The following is a 12,398-nucleotide window of genomic DNA, read 5'->3' as shown; positions in this document are numbered from 1 at the left end:
CCAGCGGAACAAGTGCGCGGTGTGTGATCTACCAAGACACACACCGCGCCTGCCGCACAAACCACTCTGCAATCGCGGTGGAACCTGTGTGGCTTAACATCGAACAACCTGCAAAATGGGTTCCACAAATCAACTGGTGCAGGGGCATCAGGCCGGTCGCCTTACCACTCCCTGAGGCGGTCGAAACGCGGCAAAGAACGGGGCGGTTTACCAAGCATCGCACCATGAATGACGACCAACTCCACCGTCTGCTGCGCCGTTACCCGGCGCAGATCCGACTGCCAAAGTCTTTCAGCCGGTCAGTTTATGCCCGCATTACAGCGGCGGAGTCGTCGCGCCCTCGCAGTACTGGCCTGCGCCGCGCGGGCGGGGCCTTGTTCACCCGACTCTTACGCTTGCTGACTGCGGCGTTGTTGCTGGCCTTGGTGCTCGCCTTGGGCTGGGGGCTCAGCAGCTGGCTTTTTCGGGTGGGCCAGACCGCTGATGAGAAGAAAGAAATCAGATCCATTACCCCGTGATGCAGGCGGAGGGTGAGAAGGTTCGATGAGAGAGGAATCCACTTTGCAAAGTGGTGCATTTCCTGCTTCATGGGTCTTCTTCAATGACAACCACACCGGAAGTCCTTGGGCTGGTGCCGATGCCCGACGCTCCTCTTGATGCCGATATAGAAGCCATGCAGCGACTTGCTGCCGGGGACGATGAGGCATTGAAGGAAATCATGCAGCGCTGGAGTGACAAAGTCGCCGCCTTCCTCCTGCGCATGACCGGTGAGCCTGCCACTGCCGGCGATCTCGCCGAGGAGACCTTTGTGAAGCTGTTTCAGAACTGCGGTACCTACTCACCCTCCGCGACTTTTTCGACCTACCTGTTCACCATCGCCAGCAATCTGGCGCGGAATCACGAGCGCTGGAGGCAGCGGCATCCCACTGTCGAGCTGGAGGAAGAGGTCTATGACGCCCATGCGGTGTCTGCTGAATCGCATCCCGACACGCAGATGGAAAACAGCGAGCGGCAGGGGGAGATCGAGGCTGCGTTGGCCGCGCTGCCCACCAGCCTGCGTGAGGCCATGCTGCTGCTCACCTATGAGAACATGAGCTATGCAGAAATCGCCAGTGCCACGGGGTGCAATGTCAAAACGGTGGAAATGCGGATCTACCGTGCGCGGCAGCTGCTCAAAGACTGGCTGAAGGATGACCACACGTAGGTGGTTCGTGTGTTTCGTTATCTGTGGTGCCAGGATCTCGAAATGGTCAGGTTTACCAACCCTGAAGAGGTTCTCATGGCGCTGGGATTGACGCAGGAAATGCTAGCCGACCAGTTGCATATTACCGGCGACAGCTTCAACGAATTGAGGTCGGATCCGCTAACCCGGAGGTGGAAATGCTCGCCCGGCTTCGCAAAGCCCTCAACTGCTCCTAGCTTGATCTTCTTGGCGGCATTTAACGCAGAGACACTTCTCCAGTGAATACCAAAGCTATTCTGCCAGTAATTCACAGCGAATAAAACCCGTCCACGGCAAAAAGCATAAGCTTTTGGATAGCTCTCAAGCTCCAGTGGACAGTACACATGTGGTGCTTCATCAGTGTGCTACCGATCAGCATGTGTGCCGGCAGACTGTGTGTGTGTGGGCGTAGGAAATAAAGATTGCCCCCAAGCCCTTGCCATCAGATTCATCCCGGCTTTGATAAACATTCTCTTGGTGGCCTGCGCTTGCGGGGAGCCAGTCGCGGCGCACTCTAACGCCCCTACGCGCGACGAAGGTTTGACGACGAGGATGTAAGTCAGTTGGGAGATGATGCCCCAAAAGACGGGTCGCGTGGGCTGCACCCCTCCCAGACCTGCCGATGACTCCATATGATGGGAAGCAGCGAAGCGATGATGGCTGTAACGGACATCACCTCGGGACATAAGCGCAAACGGGCACTGTCCTTTACGACTTGCTCAAGATTGGCACAGGGCAGGCTCTGCCCACCGGTGCCTTGCCCTCTTCACCTTCTCGGGGCTCCCGCCTCGAAAAAAATTGGCGAGCAGCCCGCCTGAGGGCTGCTCACACCGCTTACTGCCGCTGGTTGGGGGTGTTCTAAACTTAGGCATGAAGTTCACCACCACCGGGCAGTGGCCCGCAAGCGGAAGCTTGATGCCTTCATTGCGGTGCTTGCCGTCGCTGCCTCATTGCCATGAAGCGTTTTAGTGCCGGGCTCATGCTGCATGTCTTGGAAGATCACACATCGCTCGCTTGTCCTGCTGGCCGGTCACTCAGCGTCTGCCGGGCATGTTTGCATCGGGCATCGGATGGTTCTCCTTGGGGCCGACTCCCATGTTGTGCGAGCCACTCGCAGAGTTGTGGAAGGGGCTCGAATGACTAGAGCGGTTGCCGGGCATATTTGCATCGGGCATTGGGTGATTCTCCTTGGGGCCGACCCCCATGTTGTGCCAGCCGCCCGTAGAATTGCGGTGGGGACTCTCACAACTGGCGAGGGTGAAGCTTATCAGGAGGGTGGCGCTCAGTGCGGTCAGGGAGGTTGTCAGTGTTGTTTTCATGATGTTGGGATTTTGTCTGTTATTGTGATAAAAGCCGCGTTGACAGGTTTCCCCGCAAGCTGCACGGAGTACGCGGCTGGGGGTCATGGGGTGTAACCCTACTTTGGCCCCACCCGGTTTAATGGCTGCTGCAGTGCTTCATGGCACCACCGCAGGTCTTGCAGGTGTGTTCGGTGAAGGAGCCGCTCTTGACCCAGGCGACGATGGTGCCACGGAAGTTCACAAGGTGAGAACGTAACCCAACAGAATATTGGATGGGAAGTATTCAAGATTCATCTTCCCCGGGTCGTATCAGGTGGTGAGCAGGATCATTTTTATGGGTGTGTGCTCAGTTGCATTGGTGTGGTTTGGCGGTTCACGGCGGAATGAGCTGCGGGGCTATGCCGCCTGGCTGCGTCCGAATGATTCGTGCAGTGAACCTTTCCTGAACTCACGCCCGCGCAGCCAGAGGAAGATCACGGGAGTGACAATGAGAATATGGATCAAACTGGAGATCATGCCGCCGATGACAGGCGTGGCAAGGGGTTGCATGACCTCCGCACCCTGACGATGGCTCCACATGATCGGCAAGAGGGAGGCAACGATGGTGGCGACGGTCATCACCTTGGGCCGTAACCGCAGACGTGCACCGTCCTTCACGGCCTGCACGAGGTCGGCATAAGCGAAAGCTTCGCCGAGCGCGGTCATGCGGGCTTTCACGGTTTCTTCGAGATACACCACCATCACGACACCCGTTTGAACTGCTGTGCCAAAGAGGGCGATGTAACCGACCCATACGGCACCGTTGAAGTTGTAGCCGAGCAGTTTTTGCAGCAGCACACCACCGCTTAACGCAAACGGCACGGCCAGCATGACATGCGCGGCCTCCAAAGCGCTGTGATAGACGATGTAGAGCAGCACGAAGATGATGAGCAGCACAATGGGGAAGACGATCTGCATGGTCTGCACAAAGCGGCGCTGGTTTTCATACTCGCCGGTCATTTTGTAGGTCATGCCTTCCCAGTCGATAGTCTTGAGCTGCTGCTCGACCTCCTGCACGAAGCCGCCGAGGTCACGGTCCTGCACATTGGCCTGCACATAGGAACGCAGGCGGCCATTCTCGCTGGCGATCTCGTTCGCGCCGACTTCACGGGTAATCTTCGCCACCATGCCAAGCGGGATGTAAGTGACAGGTGTGTTTCCCGCGCTTGAGGCCATGCCTGCGGCTGGCGCTGCGCCACCGCCGCCAGCCATCCCACCGCCGCCGCCCATCGGAGCGGCACCGGATGCACTCATGCCCTGCCGTGCGGCGACGAGGATGCTGCTGAGTTTTTCGATGTCATCACGCTCGCCGCGCTGCACGCGGATCTGGATGGGGAAGCGCTGCCGGCCTTCGATGGTCGTGCTGACGTTCTTGCCGCCGATGGCGATCTCCACAGCATCAAGCACGTCCTTGGCACTGAGGCCGTAGCGGGCCATGGCCTGACGATCAACCTGGACGTTGAGGTAGGGTTTGCCTTGCACACGCGAAGGCGAAACCCCGGCAGCTCCTTCGATGCGGTTGATGAGCTTCTCAACCTCGAAAGCCTTGCGCTGAATCTTGTCGAGGTTGTCGCCATAAATCTTCACACCCACCTGCGCACGGATGCCGGTGTAGAGCATGAGGATGCGGTTTTCGATGGGCTGGAGAAAGGCGGGCACATAACCGGGCACCTGCTTCATCTTCTCGGTTAGTTCGGCTTTGAGCTTCTCCACGGTCATGCCTTCACGCCACGCAGGATTGCGTTTCACGCTCCAGCGTCCATCAGCGATGTATTCGGGCTTGAGCATGATCGTCGTCTCCAGCATCTCGGTGGGTGCAGGATCGGTGGCGGTCTCAAAGCGGCCCAGTTTGCCCGCGACAGACTCGACTTCGGGTGTGGCGGCGATGACGGTGTCCTGCCAGGACATGACGCGCTGGATCTCTTTGAGGCCGGTCTTGGGCATCATCACCGGCATGTAGAGAAGGCTGCCTTCATTGAGCGGGGGCATGAACTCCTTGCCAAAGCCGGTCACGGTGTCGGCCAGACGCGGATAACCGGCATCACGAAGTTGTTTCACCGTGGAGCGTGGCAGGCCGAAGGCGATCAGCAGTGAAACGGAGAGAATGAGGAAAGCGGATGCGATGACCGTTTTGCGATGACTGAGCGCCCAATTGAGCGTCGGCTCATACAAGCGCATCAGGAACTTCATCACGAGGTTGTGTTCCTCGGCATGAAACGGGCCACGCACGAGCAACGAACACAGCACCGGCACCAGCGTGACTGCTAGCAGCGTGGAACCGATCATCGCAAAGGTCTTGGTGAAAGCCAGCGGGTGAAACAGTTTCCCCTCCTGTCCCGCGAGGGCAAACACTGGCACGAAGGCGAGGATGATGATCGCCATGGCGAAGAAGATGGGACGCCCGACCTGCGTGCAGGCTGCAAGCGTGATCTGCAACGTCTCCTTGGAATCCAGCGGGGAACCTTTCTCTTCCTCGGCCCTCTCGCAGTGACGGATCACGTTCTCCGTGACTACAATGGCCGCATCCACCAGCACGCCGATGGCGATGGCGATGCCAGTGAGTGACATGATGTTGCTGGTGATGCCGAACTCCTTCATCAGCAGGAATGAGATCAAAATCGAGATCGGCAGTGGTAGTGTGACGATGAGGATGCTTCGGAAATGCCAGAGGAATATGATGTGGGCGAGTGTGACGAGTATCATCTCCTCCAGCAGTGCATGCTTGAGTGTGTCGATGGTGCTGTCGATCAATTCGCTGCGGTCATAAAATGATTTGATCGTGACGCCCGGTGGCAAACTCGGCGCGATCTGTGCGATCTTCTCTTTGATGCGCTCTATCACTGCTTTGGCATTCTCGCCAGTGCGCATGACCACCGTGCCTCCCACGGCCTCATGACCGTTCAAATCGAGCGCACCACGGCGGAAATCACCGCCGATCTGCACGGTGGCGATGTCCTTGAGGTAAATCGGCGTGCCATCCATAGCCTTCACCGTGACGAGTTCGAGATCTTCAGGATTTTTGACCAAGCCAATGCCGCGCAGCACAAACTCGGCCCCATTTTCCTCCACCACCTTGCCGCCGACGTTGAGGTTGGCGTTCTGCACCGCCGTCATCACATCCATGAGCGTGACGTTCGTCATGCGCATCTTGGTGGAGTTTAGCTCGACCTGATACTGCTTCACAAAGCCGCCGATGCTTGCCACTTCGGCCACGCCTTGCACACTGGCGAGTTGGTAGCGCACATACCAGTCTTGCAGCGAACGCAGTTGCGCGAGATCATAACCGCCATCCGTGGCCTGCGTGGAATCGACCGCGAAATAGTATTGATACACCCAGCCGAGACCCGAAGCATCGGGGCCAAGTTGCAGCTTCATGCCCTCGGGCATCGAGCCTTGCAGGTAGTTCAGCCGCTCCAGCACCCGCGCTCGGGCAAAGTATGTGTCCACCTTGTCCTCGAAGATGATCGTGACGAGCGAGAAGCCGAACATGGAGGTTGCCCGCACTTCTTTGACACCCGCCAGGCCTTGCAAGCCGGTGGAGAGAGGAAAGGTCACCTGATCTTCCACCTCCTGCGGACTGCGACCCATCCACTCGCCATAGACGAGCACCTGGTTCTCCGTGAGATCAGGAATCGCATCCACCGGCGTGAGGTAGATCGCACGCACGCCCAAGGCGATGAGCAGCAAGGCCGCGCACGCGACAAGGAAGCGGTTTTTCAGGCTCCAGCCGATGATGCGTTCGATCATGGCAGCGCCTCCCCAGGTTTGATTTCCTTCACGCACTCCAGCATGTCCTTGCCGAAGTAAGGGTTGTGTCCTGGTCTGCCAGTGAGTTGCAGCCAGTGGCTTTTGGCAGGCACGTTGGGAATGACTTGATCCACCATGAAACATTCCCAAACTTTGAAGTCGGGTGAGCCTTTGACGGTGCGCAGCGGCTCCAGCAGTGCTGTGGCGGCTACCGAGAAGGCATGGAAGGCGACGCGGGCTTTCTGGATGTCATCGAAGCCGTGGAAGTGCCTCGACTGGTCCAGCGCATCAAGTTTGGGTTTCCAATCAGGGTTTGACTTCAAAGTGTCGATCAATTCCCCGGTTTGCAGCATCGTCGTCTCACTTGCCTTATTGAACGCGGCGAGATCATCGGCGGCAAGCGCCGCCGCCATTACATCTGCCACTTTGATGAAGCCGCTGATGGCTTTGTTTTGCGCATCCGTCAGAGCCGCGAGAGGTATGCCGACAACAGGTGTGGCAAACGAACGGTTCATCTCAGCCTGACCGTCGATGAGCAGATTGCCGTTCGTCACGACCTTGTCGCCTGCCTTGATACCGGAGACGATCTCCAGCAGCGCGTCAGCACGCCGACCGAGCTGCACCACGCTGCGTGCATAAGCACCACCGCCATGATCGACATAGACCACAGCCTCGGGGCCAGTTTGCATGACGGCTGACTTCGGCACGGTGAGTACTTCTGGCAACTCCACCCTCACCGCACCTTCAGCATAAAGACGATGCAGCAGTTCACGACGGCCTGCGACCATCGGATTCGGCAGCTCGACGCGGACCTGGGTAGAGCGTGTGGCTTCATCGAAGTTCGGATCAATGAATGTGATCTTACCAGCGAAGACCTTGCCCGGTACGGATGGCGTGCTGAGTTCCACCGTTTGTCCGACTTTGATCCACGGCATGTCCTGTTCGTAGGCATTGAACAGGAACCACATCACGCTGAAGTCGGCGATGGCAAAGAGCTTCTGCCCCATGGTCACATACTGGCCTTCATAGACAGCGCGCTCCACCACGGTGCCGGTGAGCGGGGCAAGAATTTCCGAATTCAACGCAGTTGCAGACTTCTGATCCAGGGCCTCGATCTGCTTTTCGGCGAGACCCATCTGCCGCAAACGCAGCGCAGTGCTCTTTCTCAATTCACCCGTGAGCTGGCGATACTCGCGCTCGGTCTGCAACAGCACCGGGCTGTAGAGCAATGCCAGCGGTTCACCGGTGACAACTTCGACGCCGTCATAATTGGCAAAGAGCTTGTCAATGCGGCCATCCACATACGCGCTGAGGATGCGATGGCGGCGCTGGTCATCATTGATGATGCCCGAGACCCGCAGGGTCTTGGTGAGCGGCTGTTGCCTGGCTTCAACGGTCTGCACCTGGAGCACCTGGATTTGCGATTGCGTGAGCGGCACGACATCGCCACCGGCGGCATCAAAACCTTTGTCGCCTTCATAGACAGGTGTCAGCTCCATGCCGCAGATGGTGCAGCGGCCCGGCTTGTCGCTTTTGATCCACGGATGCATGGCGCTCTGATAAAACAGCACCTTGCGTTCGACGGATGAAGCTGTCGCGGGCATGCCGGGGGAATGACTGCCACGCAGGAACCAGCCTGCGCCGAGTGCGGTGATGATGAGGAAGATCGTGAGGAGGTTTTTCATGACATTAATGGAATGCAGTTGTGACGAGACTACCCGTGAGTGCTGCAAGCGCCTGTGCGGCGACGTTCTGTGCAGCAAGGGCGCGTTTTTGTTCCTGCCGTGCCTGCAACAAGGCACGCCGTGCTTCGAGAACTTCGAGCAGCGTGGCCTTGGATGACACCCAGGCATTTTGCAGCGTTTCGACCGTCTTCTCAGACTTCGGCAGCACCTCACTGGTGTAAGCTTCAGCCAGACGACGATTGTTTTCCGCCTGCGTCAGCATGCTGGTGATCTGCGTGTAGAGCAGACGCTGCTCTGCTGCCAGATCACTCTGCGCCGCATCGCGCTGACTCTCAGCACGCGCGATGTCGGCCTTATAGACCGAGCGGTTGAACCATGGCAGGGACATTTTAAGTGTGACCATCGTCATCATGTCGCTACTGTTGCCCTGCGAGTAGCCATAGACCTGCACGCCTGCGGAGAACACCGGTTTGCGCTTCTCGCGTGCAGCATCCGCCTGTGCCTGTGCGCCTTCGGCCTGATGGCGCAAGGCGTCGAGCCTGGGATTGTTGCGTTCCAGGCGCACTTTCAATGCGACGGCACTGGCAACTGCCTGTGCTTGGACCGGCAGCGAAAGCGGCTGCCAGTTGTGATCCACGGAACGTCCGAGCAGCAGATTCAAAGTCGTGGCGAACTGACTGCGCTGGCGCTTTGCCGCCGCCAATGTCTGCGTTTGCACGGCGAGTTCGCTTTCCAGTCGCAATGTCTCCGTGGCCGTCGCGTCCGGGCTTTTGGCGCGTTCTTCCGCCGTTTTCACGATGGTTTGCAGCCAGCCGACGTTTTCCGTCTGAAGACGCACGACTTCATCCGCCAGCGCCAGTTCCAATGTGACCTGTGCAACCGATAGAGCGAGTTCATTCGCCGTCTGCCGCCGTGCGGCCTGCTGCACCTGCTGCTCGGCGGCGGCCCGTCGTTTCTCCGCCTGATAAAGTTTTGGACGTGGCAGCATTTGGTCGATGCCCCCCAGGATGTCGCCATTGCCCTGGCGGTTGATTTGACTGGCAAACAACGTGCCGAGGCCGAGTTGCGGGTCTTCCCACAGTCGCACCGCATCGATGGCAGACGTGGCCGCCTGCGTGCGCGCCTGAGCCGCCTCGATGGATGGATGAGTCGTGACCGCTTCTTGAATGAGGCGGTTGAGGAGCAAGGGTGTGACCTCATCGGCGTGAGCCGTGATCGCCAGGGCCAGCGTAAGCGCGGTCCAGTAAAAGGATGTGTGCATGATATTTGAGTCGTTAAGGTTCGTGGAACCAAGCCCATGTGCTCAAGCAGTCCGTCATGGGACCGCGCAGCATGGGCACAATGCGTCTGTCAGAGACGCCGACTCAAATCAAAATGGCGCAGAACAGCATCGGCAACCGAACATGCGGCTGGGTGTCGGCACGGCGTTCATGAAGCCGTGTCGTGGCTTCCGCTGTGGGAGTTTCCAACGGCAGCAAAGGCGTGAACGTCACCCACAGCACCGCAGGAATCATCTCGCGCCCCGTGCCCGGCGGCGTGCTGACCGGTGCAGGCGGCACCGGAGCCTGCACAGGCTCCGCACAGCAGCAGGTCGTCGTATGAGTATCACAACACGGCATCCTGCACAGCGGATACACATCTTCCAGCGCCACGGCAGGCACAGGCAACGCCTGCACCACGAGTGTGATGATCAGGATGATGGTACGGAGAAGATGCATGGTGGCAAATGTAGCAGGTTTCATGCAAACTAACTCTGGGATATCGCGAATCCCGCAAAAATTTATAAAAATACGAGCACAATCTCTTGTACAGGACGGCCCCGTCATCCTGTACAAGAGCGTCCTCAGGTGTCCGCTTACTGGAGCTTCGCGAGGTATCTGGTGGGATTGGCCTGAAACTTCTTCACGCAGGGAGCGCAACAGAATTTAAGCTCCTGGCCTTGATAGACGAGGCGCTGTTCGTCACCCATGGAGCCAAGGTCATTGTCGGTGACGATGCAGGTGTTGCGCGGATAGGCTTTGGCCCCGCCAAGGGTGCTGGACGCGCCGCCGCTGGCACAGGCGGTGATGATGACGGCGGTGCCTGCGAGCAGGAGGGTGATGAGGGCATTTTTTAGTGTGGTGCTTTTCATGAGGGTGGGTGTGTTTGGGTTCGTGTATGGGGGTTAAAATCGATACGAGAGTCCAGCGCCGAGGCCGTAGTCGGAGCTGTAGGAGGTGATGAGGCCGAGGTTTTTGCTCAGGGTGTAGTTGGTCCAGGTGAGCCATTCGAGTCCTTGCGCTGAATTGGTGTCATACTCCACGCGGGTAAAGACGCTGAGCCGGCTGGTGAGCTGGAAGGTTTTGAGCAGGCCGAAACGCATGTTGCCGGTGCTTTCCACGGAAAACTGCGCGTCCACCATGTAGGGCAGGCGGTGCGTGACACCAGCGATGAGGCTGTTGTGCTTGTTGAGCAGGTTGGTGAAGCGCAGGCCCGTGAAGGTCATCCAGCGCATGTTGATGTAGCGCTGCCAGGTGGGCTCGATTTCGTACTCTATTCCGGGGCGTGGATCAGTGTGCTGCCAGCCGGACTCCCAGTTGATGCCAAAATCATTGCGGGTGTTCATCAGCCGGGCGAAACCCATGCTCATCTGGCTTTGAATGCTGCCATCCACAAGAAAATAGAACGGGTTTTCCATCTTGAGGTCGAGCTTCGGTTCGTGATCAACGCCCTGATCGTCGTAGCTGAGGACTTTCATCATGCCCGCATGCATGTGGTAGAGCAGGTGGCAATGAAAAGCCCAATCCTTTTCCTCATTGGCATAGAACTCGATCAAACGACGGCTCATGGGGGGGACATCCACAGTATGTTTCAACGGGGCATGGCTTGGATCAGGCCCATCCTGCATGAGCAGCCGGAAGAAGTGACCATGCAGGTGCATGGGATGGTGCATCATGCTGTTGTTGACGAGTTCAAGCTGTAGCACTTCGCCGCGCTTCACCGGGATGGTGCTGCTTTCACTGAGCGTGGTGTCGTTGATGGTCCAGATGTAGCGCATCATATTGCCGCTGAGTTTCAGCGTGATTTTTCTCACCGGGGCGCTCTTGGGCAGGGTGGTGGGCTGGGTGGCCTTGAGACGCTTGTAGGGCGGCAGCGGGCGCGGCTTTTCCGCCGCGAGGGCGGCTTTGTCAGAGAGGCCGCCAGTTTCGTCAAGCTGATCGAGCACGGCGGCGATGGCGGCGTTCATGCTGTAGGGGTTGATCCGCTCGGTGTCAGGGGCGGGTTGTTCTTTGCCGCTGCCGATGAAAACGGACGCGCGGCCTGAGCCATCCTGCGAGGTGGCGCGGAACTCCAATGCGCCTGTCGCTGGCACAGTGACCATCACATCGTAGGTTTCTGCCATGCCGATGAGCAGGCGGTGCTGGCGGATGGGCTGTACGTCCTTACCGTCGGCGGCGATGATGGTGAGCGGCCCGGCGGCGGAGTTCAGGTAGAAGTAGGTGGAGGCTGCCGCATTGATGACACGCAGGCGTATCTTTTCACCGGGCTTGGCAGCGATGGTGGAGCGCGGTTTGCCGTTGATGAGAAAAGCGTCAAAGGCCACGTCTGCCACGTCCATCGGCGGCAGGCGTGATTTTTCCCGCTTGAAGTAGTCTTTGAGATTGCCCGCCTGCTGAGCACCCCAGATGGACTGCGCCATGCCTCGGCGGATGGCATACCACTCGCTGTTGCGCATGAGCGTGCGCATCACCTCATGCGGATTTTCGTTCGTCCAGTCGGAGAGCAAGAGCACGATGTCTTGGTCCGCCTTGATCTTTTCGCCGCCTTTGGGTTCGATGACGATGCTGCCATATACGCCGCGCTGCTCCTGCAAGCCGGTGTGGCTGTGATACCAGTAGGTGCCGGCCTGTTTGAGCGGGAACTCGAAGGTGCGGGAGGTGCCGGGCAGGATCGGCGGTGTGGTCAGGTAGGGCACGCCATCCTCGATGTTCGGCACGAGCAGGCCATGCCAGTGGGTGGAGACTTCCTCGCGTTTGAGGCCGTTTACCACCTGGATGCGGGCGATGTCGCCCTCTTTGAACCGCAGCGTGGGGCCGGGCAGTCCGCCGTTGATCGTGAGGCCGCGCACCTGCTTCCCGGCTGGCGCGATCATGGTTTCCTTGATGTCGAGAGTGTATTCGACAATCTCGGCGTGGACGAAAATGGTTGAGCCGCAAAGCGCGGTGAGAAGTGCTGAAAAAATCTTCATGGGTGAGTTGAAACATGCTGGCTTGGGTGAGTTCCGCAGCCGCACGAAGGCGAGGGCTGCGCAAAAAACGGAGAATCGGGCTAGGCGTGGCAGTCGGGCCGCCTGACCGAACTCATGCCGGAGGCGCTCGCTCCGCCCGCGCTTGATGGGTGCCGCTGCCTGGGCACACCACGGGC

9 protein-coding genes are annotated in these 12,398 nt (G+C 58.6%); 2 read left to right on the top strand and 7 right to left on the bottom strand.

The window, feature by feature from the left end; all coding sequences use genetic code 11:
* Positions 1 to 224: 224 nt before the first annotated feature.
* The gene (locus WAW39_RS30240) at positions 225 to 518 is read left to right on the top strand and encodes a hypothetical protein (protein WP_422323500.1); all 294 of its coding nucleotides are present in this window, start codon (positions 225 to 227) and stop codon (positions 516 to 518) included.
* Between the two features lie 83 nt (positions 519 to 601).
* Positions 602 to 1,204, top strand: coding sequence for an RNA polymerase sigma factor (locus WAW39_RS30235; protein WP_422323498.1), 603 nt, complete (start codon positions 602 to 604; stop codon positions 1,202 to 1,204).
* Positions 1,205 to 2,256: 1,052 nt separating this feature from the next.
* On the opposite strand, the gene WAW39_RS30230 is transcribed toward WAW39_RS30235, so the two are convergent.
* The 7 genes from WAW39_RS30230 to WAW39_RS30200 all read right to left on the bottom strand — a co-directional run bounded on the left by WAW39_RS30230 (position 2,257) and on the right by WAW39_RS30200 (position 12,222).
* Positions 2,257 to 2,541, bottom strand: a complete 285-nt coding sequence (locus WAW39_RS30230) for a hypothetical protein (protein WP_422323496.1) — start codon at positions 2,539 to 2,541, stop codon at positions 2,257 to 2,259.
* A 378-nt stretch (positions 2,542 to 2,919) separates the two neighbouring features.
* The gene (locus WAW39_RS30225) at positions 2,920 to 6,309 is read right to left on the bottom strand and encodes an efflux RND transporter permease subunit (protein ID WP_422323494.1); all 3,390 of its coding nucleotides are present in this window, start codon (positions 6,307 to 6,309) and stop codon (positions 2,920 to 2,922) included.
* Positions 6,306 to 7,994, bottom strand: a complete 1,689-nt coding sequence (locus WAW39_RS30220) for an efflux RND transporter periplasmic adaptor subunit (RefSeq protein ID WP_422323492.1) — start codon at positions 7,992 to 7,994, stop codon at positions 6,306 to 6,308. Before WAW39_RS30220 ends, WAW39_RS30225 begins: the two co-directional genes overlap by 4 nt.
* Before the next feature lie 4 nt (positions 7,995 to 7,998).
* A complete protein-coding gene (locus tag WAW39_RS30215) occupies positions 7,999 to 9,255 on the bottom strand; it encodes a TolC family protein (RefSeq protein WP_422323490.1) in 1,257 nt (418 codons plus the stop codon).
* Positions 9,256 to 9,358: 103 nt separating this feature from the next.
* Complete coding sequence (locus tag WAW39_RS30210; RefSeq protein WP_422323488.1) at positions 9,359 to 9,712, bottom strand: hypothetical protein; 354 nt, start codon at positions 9,710 to 9,712, stop codon at positions 9,359 to 9,361.
* Positions 9,713 to 9,849: 137 nt separating this feature from the next.
* Positions 9,850 to 10,125: a hypothetical protein gene (locus WAW39_RS30205; protein ID WP_422323486.1), complete on the bottom strand. Its 276-nt coding sequence runs from the start codon at positions 10,123 to 10,125 to the stop codon at positions 9,850 to 9,852.
* A 33-nt stretch (positions 10,126 to 10,158) separates the two neighbouring features.
* Positions 10,159 to 12,222, bottom strand: a complete 2,064-nt coding sequence (locus tag WAW39_RS30200; protein WP_422323484.1) for a multicopper oxidase family protein — start codon at positions 12,220 to 12,222, stop codon at positions 10,159 to 10,161.
* Positions 12,223 to 12,398: the final 176 nt, after the last annotated feature.

This window comes from Prosthecobacter sp., assembly GCF_049294395.1.
Classification (GTDB): Bacteria; Verrucomicrobiota; Verrucomicrobiia; order Verrucomicrobiales; family Verrucomicrobiaceae; genus Prosthecobacter.
This window is presented reverse-complemented; position numbering and strand designations above follow the sequence as displayed.